This window comes from Knoellia flava TL1, from assembly GCF_000768675.1.
In the GTDB taxonomy this organism is placed as follows: Bacteria; Actinomycetota; Actinomycetes; order Actinomycetales; family Dermatophilaceae; genus Knoellia; species Knoellia flava.
In genome coordinates this window covers 40932-56784 of sequence record NZ_AVPI01000027.1, presented here as the reverse complement: position 1 = coordinate 56784, position 15853 = coordinate 40932, and the positions used below count along the sequence as shown (strand labels likewise).

Annotated in this window: 18 protein-coding genes; 6 read left to right on the top strand and 12 right to left on the bottom strand. The window is 71.3% G+C overall.

What is annotated here, in order from left to right; all coding sequences use genetic code 11:
• The coding region (locus N798_RS10105) for a 4Fe-4S binding protein (RefSeq protein ID WP_035948159.1) at positions 1–560 on the bottom strand (560 nt) is incomplete at its 3' end.
• On the bottom strand, positions 557–1513 hold the full coding sequence (locus N798_RS10100) for a complex I subunit 1/NuoH family protein (protein WP_035948156.1): 957 nt from the start codon (positions 1511–1513) through the stop codon (positions 557–559). The genes N798_RS10100 and N798_RS10105, both read right to left, overlap by 4 nt.
• Before the next feature lie 210 nt (positions 1514–1723).
• Between N798_RS10100 and N798_RS10095 the strand changes: the two genes are divergently transcribed.
• Together N798_RS10095 and N798_RS10090 are read left to right on the top strand one after the other, a co-directional pair.
• The gene (locus tag N798_RS10095) at positions 1724–2209 is read left to right on the top strand and encodes a DUF6220 domain-containing protein (RefSeq protein ID WP_035948155.1); all 486 of its coding nucleotides are present in this window, start codon (positions 1724–1726) and stop codon (positions 2207–2209) included.
• Complete coding sequence (locus N798_RS10090; RefSeq protein ID WP_052117140.1) at positions 2196–3713, top strand: multicopper oxidase family protein; 1518 nt, start codon at positions 2196–2198, stop codon at positions 3711–3713. The genes N798_RS10095 and N798_RS10090 overlap by 14 nt, the downstream gene beginning before the upstream one ends.
• Here the strand turns inward: N798_RS10090 and N798_RS10085 are convergent.
• From N798_RS10085 to N798_RS10075, 3 genes are all read right to left on the bottom strand, one after another.
• A complete protein-coding gene (locus N798_RS10085; RefSeq protein ID WP_035948153.1) occupies positions 3674–4198 on the bottom strand; it encodes an STM3941 family protein in 525 nt (174 codons plus the stop codon). The genes N798_RS10090 and N798_RS10085 overlap by 40 nt on opposite strands.
• Before the next feature lie 2 nt (positions 4199–4200).
• Entirely contained in the window at positions 4201–4749 is a 549-nt protein-coding gene (locus N798_RS10080) for an NADH-quinone oxidoreductase subunit C (protein WP_035948151.1), read from the bottom strand.
• A 95-nt stretch (positions 4750–4844) separates the two neighbouring features.
• Entirely contained in the window at positions 4845–5894 is a 1050-nt protein-coding gene (locus N798_RS10075) for an SGNH/GDSL hydrolase family protein (RefSeq protein WP_035948150.1), read from the bottom strand.
• Between the two features lie 250 nt (positions 5895–6144).
• On the opposite strand from N798_RS10075, the gene N798_RS10070 reads away from it, so the two are divergent.
• Complete coding sequence (locus tag N798_RS10070; protein WP_052117139.1) at positions 6145–6987, top strand: DNA-formamidopyrimidine glycosylase family protein; 843 nt, start codon at positions 6145–6147, stop codon at positions 6985–6987.
• Here N798_RS10070 and N798_RS10065 read toward each other — a convergent pair.
• From N798_RS10065 to N798_RS10035, 7 genes are read right to left on the bottom strand one after another with little or no spacing between them, the layout of a single operon-like run.
• Complete coding sequence (locus tag N798_RS10065) at positions 6956–7369, bottom strand: DUF2256 and DUF3253 domain-containing protein (protein WP_035948149.1); 414 nt, start codon at positions 7367–7369, stop codon at positions 6956–6958. The two genes, N798_RS10070 and N798_RS10065, sit on opposite strands and share 32 nt — an antisense overlap.
• On the bottom strand, positions 7366–7794 hold the full coding sequence (locus N798_RS10060) for a DUF2568 domain-containing protein (RefSeq protein ID WP_229708455.1): 429 nt from the start codon (positions 7792–7794) through the stop codon (positions 7366–7368). The genes N798_RS10065 and N798_RS10060 overlap by 4 nt, the downstream gene beginning before the upstream one ends.
• Positions 7794–8435, bottom strand: coding sequence for an NADH-quinone oxidoreductase subunit B (locus N798_RS10055; protein WP_035948148.1), 642 nt, complete (start codon positions 8433–8435; stop codon positions 7794–7796). Before N798_RS10055 ends, N798_RS10060 begins: the two co-directional genes overlap by 1 nt.
• Before the next feature lie 4 nt (positions 8436–8439).
• Positions 8440–8799, bottom strand: coding sequence for an NADH-quinone oxidoreductase subunit A (locus N798_RS10050; RefSeq protein WP_035948147.1), 360 nt, complete (start codon positions 8797–8799; stop codon positions 8440–8442).
• Between the two features lie 59 nt (positions 8800–8858).
• Positions 8859–9458, bottom strand: a complete 600-nt coding sequence (locus tag N798_RS10045) for an LppA family lipoprotein (protein WP_035948146.1) — start codon at positions 9456–9458, stop codon at positions 8859–8861.
• A gap of 14 nt (positions 9459–9472) precedes the next feature.
• Positions 9473–11200, bottom strand: coding sequence for an alpha/beta hydrolase (locus tag N798_RS10040; RefSeq protein ID WP_052117137.1), 1728 nt, complete (start codon positions 11198–11200; stop codon positions 9473–9475).
• Between the two features lie 3 nt (positions 11201–11203).
• Positions 11204–11503, bottom strand: coding sequence for a hypothetical protein (locus tag N798_RS10035; protein WP_156971699.1), 300 nt, complete (start codon positions 11501–11503; stop codon positions 11204–11206).
• A 226-nt stretch (positions 11504–11729) separates the two neighbouring features.
• Here N798_RS10035 and N798_RS10030 point away from each other — a divergent pair, with 226 nt between their 5' ends.
• The 3 genes from N798_RS10030 (at position 11730) to rarD (ending at position 15806) form a co-directional block, all read left to right on the top strand.
• On the top strand, positions 11730–13598 hold the full coding sequence (locus N798_RS10030; protein WP_035948171.1) for a 2-oxoacid:acceptor oxidoreductase subunit alpha: 1869 nt from the start codon (positions 11730–11732) through the stop codon (positions 13596–13598).
• A gap of 110 nt (positions 13599–13708) precedes the next feature.
• Positions 13709–14767 carry a 2-oxoacid:ferredoxin oxidoreductase subunit beta gene (locus tag N798_RS10025; protein ID WP_035948170.1) on the top strand — a complete coding sequence of 353 codons (1059 nt, stop codon included), beginning with the start codon at positions 13709–13711 and terminating at the stop codon, positions 14765–14767.
• Between the two features lie 88 nt (positions 14768–14855).
• Positions 14856–15806 (top strand): EamA family transporter RarD, encoded by a 951-nt coding sequence (rarD, locus tag N798_RS10020; protein ID WP_035948144.1) that lies wholly within the window; start codon positions 14856–14858, stop codon positions 15804–15806.
• Positions 15807–15853: the final 47 nt, after the last annotated feature.

The following is a 15853-nucleotide window of genomic DNA, read 5'->3' as shown; positions in this document are numbered from 1 at the left end:
CCGCCCCGCGGTGGGCGCTGCACCCGCGCGGGCTTGTTGGCGGCGACGACCTCGGCCGGCTCGGCTGCGCGCTCGTCGAGCGCGGGCGGCGGCGGCACGGTCTCCATCCACCCGCCGAGCCGCTCCTTGTCGTGGAGCAGGTCGCGGATGTCGGTCTCGGCGTACTCGAACTGCGGGCTCCAGAAGAGCGCGTCGAAGGGGCACACCTCGATGCAGATCCCGCAGTACATGCACAGCGAGAAGTCGATCGAGAAGTTGTCGAGGACGTTGCGCTGGCGGTCGCGCCCACCCTCGGTCGTCGCCGGGATGGTCTCCTTGTGCGAGTCGATGTAGATGCACCAGTCGGGGCACTCGCGCGCGCAGAGCATGCAGCTCGTGCAGTTCTCCTCGAGGAGCGCGATGACGCCACGGCTGCGCGGCGGCAGGTCCGGCGCGACGTCGGGGTACTCATGCGTGTGCGTCTTGCGCGTTGCCGTCTTCGCCGTCGTCGCCAGGCCTTTGAGGATTCCGGGCAGCAGACCCTTGCTGGACGCTCCACTGCGCTTGGACTCGTCGCTCACGACGTCACCACCACTCCGATTCCGGTGAGCGCCAGCTGGACCAGCGCCATGGGCAGGAGGACGAGCCAGGCCAGCCGCTGCAGCTGGTCCTCGCGCATCCGGGGCCAGGCGACCCGGAACCAGATGACGAGGACGGCGACGACGAAGCCCTTGAGCAGCGTCCAGAGCCAGCCGAGCTGCTCGTCGAACGGTCCGCGCCACCCGCCGAGCCAGAGGACTGCGAAGAGGAGGGAGAAGACGACGATGCCGACATACTCCGCGAGGAGGAAGAAGGCGAACCGCAGCCCGGTGTACTCGGTCCACGGGCCCATGACGAGCTCGGCGTCGGCGATCGGCATGTCGAACGGCGGGCGCTGGAGCTCGGCGAGCGCGGCGACGAGGAAGACGAGGGCGCCGGGCAGCTGCCACAGCAGCCACCACGGGCTCCACGCCTCGACGATGCCCGTGAGGCTGAGAGTCCCTGCGGCAAGGCACGCGGACGCGACGGCGAGGACGAGCGGCAGCTCGTAGGACACGAGCTGGGCCGCGGAGCGCAGCGCGCCGAGGAGGGCGTACTTGTTAGCGCTGGCCCAACCGGCCATGAGGGTGCCGAGGGCGCCGACGCTCGTCGCGGCGAGGATGAGGACGGCGCTCGCCGGGACCTCGACGCCGGCCACCCCCGACTGCAGCGGCAGTGCCGCCATGGCGAGCAGGTAGGGCACGAGCGCGACGAAGGGCGCGACCCGGAAGACCGTCCGGTCGGCGGCACGCGGGGTGATGTCCTCCTTCTGGGCGAACTTGACCCCGTCGGCGACGAGCTGGGCCCACCCGTGGAACCCACCGGCATACATCGGTCCGAGGCGACCCTGCATGTGCGCCATGAGCTTGTGCTCGGCCTGGCCGACGAGGAGCGGGAGCACGAGGAAGGCGGCCAGCACGGCCACCGACCTCACCACGACCTCGAGCGCGCTCATCGTGGGCAGCCTAGTTGGGACCGGCTCCGCGTGGTGGGTGCCGTCGGTTCGCGGCATTTCGGCGGATCGGCAGACAGCCGGAACCCGCGGCGGGACCATGTATCTGAGGTCAAGCCGGGGCCTCCTCCTCCTCGCAGGGGCACCGTTCCTGCGGTTTCGTGGCGCGGTCGGCTGCGTACTCCGGCCGGGCCTTGTCAGAGAGGCACAACCATGCGGACTGTCTACCGTGTGCTCGCGGCACTGGTTGCCGTCGAGGTCATGCTCCAGGCGTCGTTCATCGTCTACGGGGATGCCGGGATGGGGAAGTACATCGAGGACGGCGGCGTCGTCGACAAGGCGGGCATGGAGGCGGCGTTCGAGAGCGGTGACGCCCCCTTCTCGGAGTTCATCGCCTTCGTCCTCCACGGCATGAACGGGATGATGGTCATCCCGCTGATCGCCCTGCTCCTCCTCATCTCGTCGTTCTTCGCCAAGGTGCCCGGAGGCACGAAGTGGGCCGGCATCGTCCTCGGCCTCGTCGTGCTCCAGGTGGCCCTCGGCCTCCTCGGCCACAGCTTCCCGATCATCGGGGCGCTGCACGGCATCAACGCCCTGCTGCTCTTTTCGTCTGCGGTGTGGACGTTCTACCGCTCGCGCCGGGTCGTCTCCGACGCCGCGGCGGCATCCGACGTCCCGAGGGAACGTGTCATCGCCTGAGACCACCGGTGGTCGCGGCAAGGGACGGCTGGCGCTGCTGGCCGCCCTTGTCGCGACCCTCGCGATCGTCCTTCCGCTCGGTTGGATGTGGAAGGGCAGCCGCATGCCCGACACCTACTCGGTCATGGACATGGGCTTCCACGAGCCGGGCATCGCGGCCGCTGCGGGCAGCCACGGGACGCCACACCCGCTTCCCGGGAGCGCCGCCGCCCCGATCTCCGTCAAGGACCTGACCGAGCGCGAGACGGGACCGGCGGACGTCAGCGTCCGCCTCGTCGCCGCGGCCGGACGGGTGACGATCGGCGCGGGGCTCACCGTGCCCGGCGTCACCCTCAACGGCTCGTCCCCGGGCCCGGTCATCAGGGCCACGCAGGGCGACGTCGTCGAGGTGACCCTTGTCAACGAGTCCGTCCCCGGCGGCACGACGCTGCACTGGCACGGGCTCGACGTGCCCAACGCCGAGGACGGGGTCGCCGGGGTCACCCAGGACGCCGTGCACGCGGGCGAGTCGCACACCTACCGCTTCGTCGCGCGCCAGGCCGGCACCTACTGGTACCACTCGCACCAGGTCTCGCACGAGCAGGTGCGCAAGGGCCTGCTCGGTGCGATCGTCGTCGCGCCGAAGGTCGCACCCGCCGTCGCGGTGACCACCGACGTGGTCGCCCTCTCCCACACGTATGCCGGCAAGCGCACCCTCAACGGGCGTGTGGGCGAGCAGCGGGTCGAGGCCCGCCCCGGTGACCGCGTCCGGGTCCGGGTCGTCAACACCGACGCGGGCGTGGCGCCCGTCTGGGTGAGCGGGACGGCATACGTGCTCGCAGCGGTGGACGGCACCGACGTCAACGCGCCGACACGGGTGAGCGACAGGGCCGTCGTCGTACCGGCGGGCGGGCGCGCCGACCTCGTCGTCGAGGTCCCGGCGTCGGGTGCGGCCCGGGTGCAGATGAGCGGCGTGTCGATGGTCGTGGGGCCGGCCGGCTCGACGGCACCGACGACGAGCCGGCCCAAGAAGGACGTCGACCTCCTCACCTACGGCTCACCGTCGACAACGGCCTTCGACCCCAGCAAGCCGGCCCGGACCTTCGCCTACTCGATCGGGCGCAAGCCCGGCTTCGTCAAGGGCCGTCCGGGCGTGCACTGGTCGATCAACGGCAAGCTGTGGCCCAACATCCCGATGTTCACCGTCGCCGAGGGTGACGTCGTGCGGATGGAGATCCTCAACCGCAGCAACGAGACCCACCCGATGCACCTCCACGGCCACCACGTGCTGGTCCTGTCGCGCGACGGGAAGGCCGCGACGGGCAGCCCGTGGTGGACCGACTCGCTCGAGGTGCCGGTCGGCGCGCGCTTCGAGGTGGCGTTCGTCGCCGACAACCCCGGCATCTGGATGGACCACTGCCACAACCTCCCCCACGCCCGCGAGGGTCTCGTCGCACACCTCGCCTACGAGGGCGTGACGACCCCCTACCTCGTCGGCGGCACGACGCCCAACGAACCGGAGTGACGCTCGAAGCCGTCACGCATCAGGCTCACGAGCCCGTCGGTGTCGATCCTGAGCCCGGTCGAGGCGAGGACGACGGGGGTTCCGAGGAGCCGCACGTTGGCGCGGGCTGCCCGCCGGCTGAACCAGCCGAGGCGGGCGATGTGGTCGTCGGGGTTGCGGACATGGACGACGACGTTGGTGCTGCCGGGCAGGCCCCACGTCGTCACGTTCATGACGTCACCCCACGGCACGCGCCCGACCGCCGTCGCCGAGCTGCGGTCGTCGAACCCCTCCTCGTCGACGACGAGCCCGGGTCCGGGACGGAGGAGCTGCCGCACCCAGAGCGCACCGAACGTCCCGAACGTGACGATGCCGAGAGCCGCGATCGCGAGCGCGACGGGGTGACCCGTCGAGGCGAGCAGCAGGCAGGCGAAGACGAACCCCACGCAACCGAGGATGGCGAGCACGCCCTTGCCGCGGCTCCGCTCGATCGCGACCTCCGCCATGGTCAGCGGGGTCCCCACGTCGCGTCGGGGACACCGGGCGCCTGGACCCGACGGCGCGACGGCGACTTCGCGGAGTCGTGGCCCTCGCCGGGCTCCTTGCCGCCGGGCCACTGCTTCGACGCGCGGGCCGCGAGGACGAACGACTTGCGCAGCGGTGTGCCCTCGAAGCCCTCGGGGAGCAGGAGCGGGCGCAGCCCGCTGCCCGACCCGTCGTCGAACCCGTCGAACCCGATCCCGAACATCTCGTGCGTCTCGCGCTCGTGCCACGCGGCGCCCGCATAGACGTCGGTCACCGATGCGACCGCGCCTCCCTCCGGCACCCGCGTCGTGATCCGTATGCCGTGCAGCCCCGCGAGCTGGTCACCCGTCACCGAGTCGCGGCGCTGGAGACCGAGGGCGCGGATGACGACGTCATAGCCGGGCGCGGCCACGTCGTAGGTGCGGTCGACGGCGCTGAGCCAGTCGAAGAAGGTGAACCCGGTCGCCTGCGCGGCGGAGACGGCCTCGTGCCACTCCTCCGGGGCGACGACGTGCAGCTCATCGGTGCTCACGTCGTCACCCTAGACCGCCAGCTGGTCCGACTTCTTGCCCCGTTGGGACACCTCGCTGGCGCTCGGCGTCCCAACGGGGCAAGAAGTCGTGGTGGTCAGCGGCCGGCGACCTGTGCGGCCTGGTGGTCGGACCAGATGCGGTCGGCCCTGTCGATGCTGGCCCGCGAGCGGAGGTCGACCCCGGCTCGTGCTGCCGCGGCCTTGACCTCGGCGGTCGAGAGGTCCGGGGCGCGGAACTCCTTCGGCGTGATCGAGGCGTCGCGGACGGCATACGTGCGCTGCTGAGCGGCGAGGCGGTCGGCGCTGGCGGCGGCCTTCTGCGAGGTGGCCGACGTGAGGCGGAACGCCGAGCCGGTGAGCGGGGTGCTCACGGTGGGCGCGTATCCGCCGGAGTGGCCGGGACGGTTCGGGTGGTAGCTCTCGCTCACCGGGCTCGACAGGCCGTTGAGCCACTCGACGTCGTCACAGACCGCGTGCCCGATGAAGCGCGAGGTCGGGTTGGCGAAGCTGAAGCCCTTGGCGCTGGCGGCCGAGGACGTCTTGCTGTTGAGCAGGTCCGCCATCGCGTTGAGTCGGGTCTCCTCGGCCGGCGAGAACCACGTGAGAGCGTTGCAGTCCTCGCCCATGAAGATCCGCGGGTAGCCGACGATGACGACCTTGGCGTTCGGCGCCTTGGTCCTGATCGAGGAGTAGAGGGTCGAGAGCCGGCCCGGGAGGACGTTGTTGACGAAGCTCTGCGCCGCGTCGATCGCACCGTTGCAGTTGCTCGCCCAGCCCGGCATCGCGCACTCGGTGAGGACGTCCGCGAACCCGGCGTCGTTGCCGCCGACCGAGAGGGTGACGTGGGTCGTCGACGACGAGAGCGCGCTCAGCTGCGTGTTGGTGACGTCGGCGACGGTCGCGCCGGAGCAGGCCCGGAAGTTGAGGGACAGGCCCTTGCTCGCCGCGATGAGCGACGGGTAGGCCAGGGTCGAACGCTGGCACGACGTGCCGTCGGCGATGTAGCTGCGCGTCCCCGTCCCCGACGAGTAGGAGTCGCCGAGGGCGACATAGGACGTGGCGGCCTGTGCCGGTGCTGCACTGACTCCGATGCTCACCGCGGCGGCACCCGCCGCGACGAGGCCCAGCGCTCGAACTGTCGTCATTGACATCTCCCATGGGTGGTGGAACTGGTGTCTCGCAACCTAGGGCTGTCGGGTGACCCGCGTCACAGGACTTTGCCAAGTTCTTACCCCCGGGTAGGCAAACCTTTGCGTCGTCGCTCTGCAGCCCGCCGTGAGGCGGGTGTCGGGGGTCGGCCCTAGCGTCGTGGACGTGCCCATGTCCCCGTCGCCCCGTGTGCCCGGCCGCCGTACGTCGCCCGCCGGCGCCCGCTGCGTCGGGCGCTGCTGACCCGTGCCCGAGGGCGACAGCGTCTTCAAGCTCGCACGCCGGCTCGACCGCTCGCTCCGGGGCCGGGTCGTCCGGCGCTCGGACTTCCGCATTCCGCGCCTCGCGACCAAGGACGTCGCCGACCGGACCGTGCTCGAGCACGCGACGCACGGCAAGCACCTGCTCACCCGCTTCTCGGGCGACGTCACCCTGCACAGTCACCTGCGGATGGACGGCGAGTGGTCGGTGACCCGACCGGGCCGCCGCCTCCCGTCGCGGCTCATGCACGAGGTCCGGCTCGTCCTCGCACTCGACTCCGGGTCGACCGTCTGGGGCCTGCGCCTGCACGACCTCGCCTTGGTGGCGACGGCGAACGAGCACCTCGTGACCGGGCACCTGGGACCGGACCCGCTGCGCGACGACTGGGACCCGCTGGAAGCAGCGCGACGGCTTCGCGCCCGGGCCGGCATGCCGCTGGTGTCCGCCCTCCTCGACCAGACCGCCCTCGCCGGCCTCGGCAACCTCTGGGCCAACGAGCTCGCCTTCCTCGCAGGGGTGAGTCCGTGGACGCCTGTGGGTGATGTCGACGTCGACCGGCTCGTCGAACGGGCGGCGCTCGCGTTGCGGCACTCCGCTACCGTGCCCGGCGCCTACCAGGTCACGACCGGCACGTCCCGGCACGGAGAGGACCACTGGGTGTCCGGACGACAACGACGCCCCTGCCTCAGGTGCGGCACGGTGGTCCTCATGGTCGACGAGGTCCCTGGCGACGCGGCGAACCGTCGCACCTGGTGGTGCCCGCACTGCCAGCCGGGCCCCGGGCCCGAGGCACGGGTCAGAGCCGTCCGCGGACGCGCCGGATCCTGATCGGGCCCCTGGCCGTCGACGGGTCGACGACCCTGCCCTGCTGGAGGATCTCGACCGCGCCTGCGTCGACGAGCCGTCGCGCCGCCCGGCGGGCCGGCTCCATGAGCTCGCGCCACGGCTCCTCGTCAGCAGGGGTGTCGCCACCGCCGGCTGCAGCCACGGCCCGCGCCGCCTCGGACGGGCAGATCGTCGCACCGGACGCCCGCTGCCCGAGGAGGTCGAGGATCGAGTGCTCCAGTGCCCGGTCGACCTCACCGACGCCGCGGCGACGACAGGCGGTGGAGCAGTAGCGGACCTGGTCCCAGTCCCTCTCCCACTTCTTGCGCCACTCGATCCGGCGGCCGCAGGATGCGCAGGTCTTCGCCTCCCGGGAGGCGCTCATCGACGGCGCGAGCGCTGGCTGCGACGTGACCGTCGGGTGTCACCGGCGTCGCGGGCCCTGTTCGCGGCGGCCGGTCCGTTCGCGCGCCCCGCGTCGGTCTCGTCGAGGACGAGCTGCGCGAGGACGAGGACGAGCCCGGCCCCGAGGAGGACGAGCCCGAACCGCTCGCGTCCCAGTCCGAGCAGCACGGCGCCGACGACGGCGACCCCACCTCCGGAGGCGAGGGCGCGGACGACCTTGGGCAGCCGCCGGCGGGCCTTCGGGGCGATGAAAAGGCCCCAGAGGGCGGCGACGAGGACGACCGCGAGGACCCCGACGACGGCACCGCCGAGGCCACCACCGACGAGGCCGGAGGCGAGCAGGAAGACACCGACCATGAAGGCGAACTCGATGACGAACGCGAGCAGCGCGAGGACGACGAGCATCACCGCGCGGGCTCGGGGCGCTCAACCCTCCCGCGCGTCACCTCACCCGCGGAGGCGGTGCGGTGGGCGGTGTAGCGGGGCTGCCAGCGGTCGGCGCCAAGTCGGTCGGCGATCGCGCGGCCCGAGAGGCGTTCACCGGCGATCTGCTCCTGGAGCCGGATGATGCCGTGGAGCAGGGCCTCCGGCCGGGGCGGGCAGCCGGGGACGTAGACGTCGACGGGGATGAGCTGGTCGACGCCCTTGGTCACGGAGTAGGAGTCCCAGTAGGGGCCGCCGGAGTTGGAGCAGGCTCCGAACGAGATGACGTACTTGGGCTCGGGCATCTGGTCGTAGAGGCGGCGGATCGCGGGCGCCATCTTGTCGGTGACCGTGCCCGAGACGACCATGAGGTCGGCCTGGCGTGGCCCGGGCGCGAACGGGATGACGCCGAGCCGGATGAAGTCGTGCCGGCCCATCGACGCGGCGATGAACTCGATGGCGCAGCAGGCCAGCCCGAAGTTGAAGACCCATAGCGAGTATCGCCGGCCCCAGTTGAGGACGACGCGGATCGGCTTCGGCGCGTGCTCGGCGACGGGGCCGACACGCGGCATCGGCAGGGAGACGGGCTGGGCGCTCGGAGCGACGGGCTGCTCGGTCGTCATCGCGTCACGTCCACCGGAGCAGGCCGCGACGTGCGGCGTGCAGCAGGCCGATGACGATGATTCCGATGAAGACCGCGATCTCGACGAGCGAGGCGACCCCGAGGTCCGCGTCGCGCAGGACGTAGGCCCAGGGGAAGAGGTAGACCGCGTCGACCGCGAAGACGACGTAGAGGAAGGCGTAGGCGAGGTAGCGGACCTGGCTCTGCGCCCAGCCCTCTCCGACGGGGTCGACGCCGGACTCGTAGGTCGTGAGCTTGGCCGTCGTCGCCGCGCGCGGGGCGAGGAGGGACCGGGCGCCCATCGCGGCGATGACGAGAAGCATGCCCGTGGCCAGCACCGCTGCCGCTGCCACGTATCCGGTCATGCCGAGAGCCTAGCCGCGGCCCGGTCGTCAGGGGCAGCACCCGGGTCGGGCGAACCCGCTCACCTGGTGAGGTAGCAGGCTCCGAAGATCGTCGCCGTGGTGTTGACGCCGGTTCCCACGGACAGCTCGGACCCGTCCTCGTCGTAGACCGACGCCTGGTGTCCACCCGGCTCGTCCTTGAGGACGTGCTCGTCGCCGTAGCCACGCTTGGCCGCGACCTCCTTGACCGCCGCCCAGGCGCGGGGCCAGTCGGCGTCGGGGATCGACCCGAAGGCTCCGCCTGCGGTGAGGTTGAGCGTCCCGGCACCGTCGACGGCGTCGAAGGGCTTCTTGCACAGCGAGCCGGACTCGACGGCCGGCTCGGGAGTGCGCCACCTGAGCGCGGGGTTGACCTTGGTCAGGGCCTCGCGCACCTCGGCGAGGAGCGCGAGGTTGTCACGCTTGGCCTCAGCCTCGCTGCGCCGCGAGTCGAGCTGCTGTCGTGCGTCCACGGTGTCTCCTGTCGTGCGGGTGGTGCCGGTGCCCCCTGTGCCCCCGGTGCCCCCGGCGTCCCCGGTGCACCCGGGTAACAGGGCCAGGACGGCGACGACGGCGGCAGCCGTTGTCGCGACCCGCGCCCGGCGGCGTCGGTCGGTCGAGGTGCGGCGAAGGCCGGTCATCGGGTTGTCGTCTCTCACGTGAGGAACCCCGGCCACCAGGGCTGGGCGTCGAGCGGGTCGGTCCAGAAGCCCACATTCTTGCCCTCGATGACGTCGCCCGGGTGGCCGCCCACGACCTGCGCCATGGAGTACTGGCTCGTCGAGCCGTCCTGGAGGTAGTCGGAGTGGCCCTCGACGCCGTTCCACGACCGGCCGTCGGCGGACTCTCCCCCGCCGGTCTCGAGGTGGTTCATGCCCTCCAGGCCGGTGGGGTCGGTGCCGAAGCGGCCGAGGTCACCGACCGGGTCCCACTTCGCCTCGGCGTAGTAGGCGTTGCCCTCGGGCAGGTGCAGGTCGCCGAGGTCACTCGTCCCCAGACCCGGAGAGCCGAAGAAGACGGCACGGTCGACCCCGGTGCCCTCGTGCTGGAGCGAGTAGCCGGTCGTCGTGGAGCCGTAGGAGTGGCCGAGCGCGGTGAGGTCGGGGTCCGTCAGCCGTGAGGCGTTGAGCCCCGTGAAGTACGCAGCGAGGTCCCGGCCCCCATTCTCGGCGGAGCCGGACAGGGCGACCGAGTCACCCGCGAACGTCGTGCCCCACTGCGGCGCCTGGTAGTCGAGCCAGGTCACGGTGGCGACGGTGCCAGACTCGCCCCGGCGGAAGAGCTCGTCCTCGGTCCTCGCCCGCAACTGGGCCATGCTCGAGTCGTAGCCGCCCATGCCCTCGACGGTGGAGGTCAAGCCGGGTGTGAACACAGCGACGTGGTCGGCGGTGTCGACGTTGCCGTTGGCGACGATCGCCTGGGTGCGCGGCGTCGTGAAGTCCACGCCGATGAGCTGGTGCGCACCGGGACGGGCGAGCATCTCGTCGAGCGTGGCTATCGCTCCCTTCTCCTCCATGAGGTCGTGGTACTCGTCGATGTGGTCCTGGTAGTAGACGTAGTCGAAGTTGCCGTCCTCGTCGATGAATCCGGCCTCGAGCTCGGCCAGCCTCGTCGTGACGTGGGTGCGGCGGGTGTCGAGGAGGTTGCGGTTGGCCAGGTCCCGCGACGTCGCGTCGATGCCGTCGAGGTTGCCGATCCAGCCCGGGTTCTCGGCGATGACGAGCGCCCGCTCGTCCGGCGAGAGCGTCGCCCACCACGCGGCGTTCTGCGTCGGCGACCCGCCCCGGGGTGGCTCGAGCACGCTGAGGTCACCCTTGACCTCGCCGATGGCCGAGGCCTGGGCGAGCGTCCCCTTGCCGCCTTCGATGCGGTTGAGCTCGATGCTCGTGAGGACGGCGGAGAGGTCGGCGTCCACGTCGGCGGCCTTGCGCAGCGCCTCGGCGATCCGGGTGACGCACTCGTCGACCTGCGCTTGGCGGGCCCGACGGGTCTCGACGTCCTCCTCGTCGTCGTCGGCACGGCATACGAGGAGCTCCTTGGTCGTGACCACACCGGAGGCGCTGATGGTCAGGGAGCTGAGCCGGGCGTACTCCCGGGCCTCGGCCACAGCACGGACAACGCCGAGGACTCCGTCCGCGGCGTCACAGACCGCCGTGTATGCCGCGGACACCTCCGCGACGACGTCGCGGAGGTCGTCGGCGACGGTCCTGAGACACGTACCCGAGGTCCTGGCGGCGTCGCCGGTCCAGTTCCTGGGCAGGCCCATCGTGGCCAGCTCGTCGGCGAGGTCGAGCAGGTCGCGCCGCGTGGTGCGCAGCTCGCGCTCCGCGGTGGCGAGTGGCTCGTGCTTCCACGCTGTGATGTCGGACCATGACAGGGGCACGCGTCAGCGCCCCCGACCCAGGGGTCCGAACGCGTCACGCGCGGCCTCGTCGTCGAGCTCGTACTGGTCGGCGTTGGTGTCGAGGGTGCGGCCGTAGCCACGGGCTGCCTTGGCCCAGTCGGAGAGCTCCGTGGCCCATCCCCTGCTGACCCGCGCCATGACCGCGACGCTGTCGGCCCCCGGGATGCCGGTGCCGGCGCCGGTGAGGTGGCTGCCCGGCGTCTGGCGCGCCACCTCGGTGGCGGCCGTGCGGGCAGCCCTGGCCGAGTCACGCAGGTCCTTGATCTCGACCTCGTACGCCATCGCCACCCCCGTCGTGTGTTGCCGGCACCGCGTCGCGTGCCCCCGGAAGACAGCCTGTCATCCAGTCACCGGGCGGACAATGGGGAGGACTACCCGGCTGCAGGGTCACGCTCCTGATCGCGGATGGACACCTCCATAGCCTTGCCTAAGTCCGGTCGTAGGATGGAAGGACCACGTCGGGACACGACGCACGCGCCCCGACCGACGTCTCTCGAGTCAGGTGTTCATGTCCAGCAAGACCGTCCAGAAGCTCGATCGCGTCGTCATCCGATTCGCCGGTGACTCCGGCGACGGGATGCAGCTCACGGGGGACAGGTTCACCTCCGAGACGGCGGCGATGGGCAACGACCTGTCGACGCTGCCCAACTTCCCCGCAGAGATCCGCGCACCCCAGGGGACGCTGCCGGGTGTCTCGAGCTTCCAGCTCCACTTCGCCGACCACGACGTCCTCACACCGGGCGACGCCCCCGACGTCCTCGTCGCGATGAACCCGGCCGCGCTCAAGGCCAACCTGGGCGACGTGCCGCGCGGGGCGACGATCATCGTCAACACCGACGAGTTCTCCAAGCGCAACCTCGCCAAGGTCGGCTACGCCGAGAGCCCCGTCGACGACGGCACCCTCGAGTCCTTCCACGTCCACGCGGTGCCGCTCACGAGCATCACCGTCGACGCGCTCGCCTCCTTCGAGGGCCTCACCCGCAAGGAGAAGGAGCGCGCCAAGAACATGTTCGCGCTCGGCCTCCTGTCGTGGATGTACACCCGCCCGACGACCGGCACCGAGGCGTTCCTCACGAAGAAGTTCGGCGCGCACCCCGAGATCCTCGAGGCCAACCTCACCGCCCTCAAGGCCGGCTGGAACTACGGCGAGACGACCGAGGACTTCGCGTCGAGCTACGAGATCGCGCCCGCGGTCATGCCGCCGGGCACCTACCGCAACATCACCGGCAACACCGCACTCGCGCACGGGCTCGTCGCCGCCGCCCACCGGGCGAAGCTGCCGCTCGTCCTCGGCTCATACCCGATCACGCCGGCGTCCGACATCCTCCACGCGCTGTCGGCGCTCAAGCGCCACGACGTCATGACGATCCAGGCCGAGGACGAGATCGCCGGCATCGGCATCGCCCTCGGCGCGAGCTTCGGCGGCGCCATCGGGGTGACGACGACGTCCGGCCCGGGCGTGGCCCTCAAGTCCGAGACGATCGGCCTCGCCGTGAGCCTCGAGCTGCCGCTCGTCATCGTCGACGTCCAGCGCGGCGGCCCCTCGACCGGCCTGCCCACCAAGACCGAGCAGGCCGACCTGCTCCAGGCGATGTTCGGCCGCAACGGGGAGTCGCCGGTGCCGATCATCGCGCCGTCGACCCCGGCCGACTGCTTCGAGGCGGCCTTCGAGGCGGTCCGGATCGCGACGGCATACCGGACCCCCGTCTTCCTGCTCAGCGACGGCTATCTCGCCAACGGCTCCGAGCCGTGGGCCGTCCCCGAGGTGGGCGACCTGCCCGACCTCCAGGTCGAGTTCGCCAAGGCGCCCAACGGCGTCGACGACAAGGGCGACCCGGTCTTCCACCCGTTCCTGCGCGACGAGGAGACGCTCGCGCGACCGTGGGCCGTCCCCGGCACCCCGGGTCTCGAGCACCGCATCGGCGGCATCGAGAAGGCCGACGTCACCGGCAACATCTCCTACGACCCCGACAACCACGACAAGATGACGCGGCTGCGCGCCGCCAAGGTCGCGGGCATCGCGGGCATCCCCGACGTCGTCGTCGAGGACCCCTCCGGCGAGGCGAGCCTGCTCGTCCTGGGCTGGGGCTCCACGCAGGGCCCGATCGCCGCCGCCGTCCGCGCCGTGCGCAACGCCGGCCATGCGGTCGCGAGCGCCCACCTGCGCCACCTCAACCCGTTCCCCGCCAACCTCGGCGAGGTCCTGCGGTCCTACGACCGCGTCGTCGTCCCCGAGATGAACCTCGGCCAGCTGTCGATGCTGCTGCGCGCCGAGTTCCTCGTCGACGTCCGCCCCCACACCTCCGTGCGTGGCCTGCCGTTCTCCACGGTCGACCTCGCCGACGTCATCCTCACCCACCTCGAGGAGCTGAAGTGACCACCGTCGAGAACCCGACGACCACCGACACGGCCTCCGCCAACGGCGCCTCCACCGGCGGCGCGCCGAACGGCACCACTTCGGGAGGTGCGGCCGCGCGCCCGAGCGGGCTGGCCGGCATACCTCTGCTCGCGCCGGACGCCCCTGCGCAGACGAAGAAGGAGTTCACCTCCGACCAGGAGGTCCGCTGGTGCCCGGGCTGCGGCGACTACGCGATCCTCGCGGCCGTCCAGTCCTTCCTGCCCGAGCTCGGGCTCAAGCGCGAGAACATCACCTTCGTCTCGGGTATCGGCTGCTCCTCGCGCTTCCCCTACTACCTCGACACCTACGGCATGCACTCGATCCACGGGCGCGCGCCGGCGATCGCGACCGGTCTCGCGACGTCGCGGCCGGATCAGAACGTCTGGGTCGTCACCGGTGACGGCGACGCGCTGTCGATCGGTGGCAACCACCTCATCCACGCGCTGCGCCGCAACGTCAACATGACGATCCTGCTCTTCAACAACGAGATCTACGGCCTCACCAAGGGCCAGTACTCCCCCACCTCGCGCGTCGGCCAGGTGACGAAGTCGTCGCCGCTCGGGTCGGTCGACCAGCCGTTCAATCCGGTGTCGCTCGCCCTCGGCGCCGAGGCGACGTTCGTCGCGCGCACGATGGACAGCGACCGCAAGCACCTCACGTCGATCCTGCGCGCCGCCGCCGAGCACCGCGGGACCTCGCTCGTCGAGATCTACCAGAACTGCCCGATCTTCAACGACGGCGCCTTCGACCTCATCAAGGACCGCACCCAGCAGGAGGCGCGCCTCGTGCACCTCCTCGACGGCGAGCCGGTGCAGGTCGGTCCCGAGAACGACCGCAAGACCCTCGTCCGTATGCCGGGTGGTCGCCTCGAGTTCGTCGACGCGGCTGCCGCGTCGGCCGAGGGAGCCGACGTCGTCGTGCACGACGCGGGGGCCGAGGACCCGAGCCAGGCGTTCGCGCTGTCGCGGCTCGACTCCCCCGAGATGACGCACGTGCCGATGGGCATCTTCCGCTCGGTGTCGCGCCCGACCTACGACGACGGCGTGCGCGCCCAGATCTCGGCTGCGGTCGACACCGCCGGCGGGCCCGCGAGCGACGACGACCTCGCGGCGCTGCTGCGCGGTCGCGACACGTGGACCGTCGGGTGACCCCTGCCGCCCCACTCCTTGCGTCCGGCACGATGACGCCCTGGTCCCCACTGGTGCGGACGCAACGGGTGCGTCCGGTGGCCGGGGCGTGAGCGCGCCCCTCGCGGGTGACGACGCAGAGCTGAGGCGGGGGACGGCATACGCCTTCCTCGCCTACGGCATCTGGGGGCTCTTCCCGCTCTACTTCCACGCCCTCAAGCCGTCGGGCGCGTTCGAGATCCTCGCGCACCGGATCCTGTGGACGCTGGCGTTCTGCGCGGTCGTGCTGCTCGTGCGGCGCGACTTCGGGTGGCTGCGGACGGTGGCCGCGCGACCCCGCCTCCTCGGGGGGCTGACGATTGCGGCGCTGCTCATCGCGGCGAACTGGGTCATCTACGTGCTGGCGGTCATCACCGGACGCACGTATGCCGCGGCGCTCGGCTACTTCCTCAACCCCATCGTCACGGTCGCGCTGGGGGTGCTCGTGCTGCGCGAGCGGCTGCGACCGCTGCAGTGGGCAGCGGTGACGGTGGGTGCGGTAGCGGCCGTCTACCTCACGGTGGCCGGCGGCGAGTTCCCGTGGATCGCGGTGTCGCTCGCGTTCTCGTTCGCGTTCTACGGGCTCGTCAAGAAGAAGGTCGGCGCCACGCTCGACGCGATGCACTCGCTCACCGTCGAGACGATGGTGCTCGCGCCCGTGGCGGTCGGCGTGCTCGTCTGGCTGTCGGCGCAGGGCTCGACGACGTTCGGCTCGCACGGTGGGTGGCACACGGGTCTGCTCGTGGCGGCCGGTGTCGTCACGGCGATCCCGCTGCTGTTCTTCGCCGCGGCGGCGCGTCGCATCCCGCTGGTGACGATCGGGCTCATCCAGTTCCTCACGCCCATGCTGCAGCTGCTCATCGGCGTGCTGGTGCTCGGCGAGCACGTGTCCGGCGCGCTGTGGGTCGGCTTCGCGATCGTCTGGGTGGCGCTGGTGCTGCTGTCGATCGACTCGCTGCGCCAGGCGCGCAGCAACCGGCGCACCCGCCTCGCCGCCCTCGAGCCCGACCCCTGCCCCTGACCCCTCGCCTCCCCCCTCCTTTCCCGCCTGAAGTGGGTTCCTCGTAC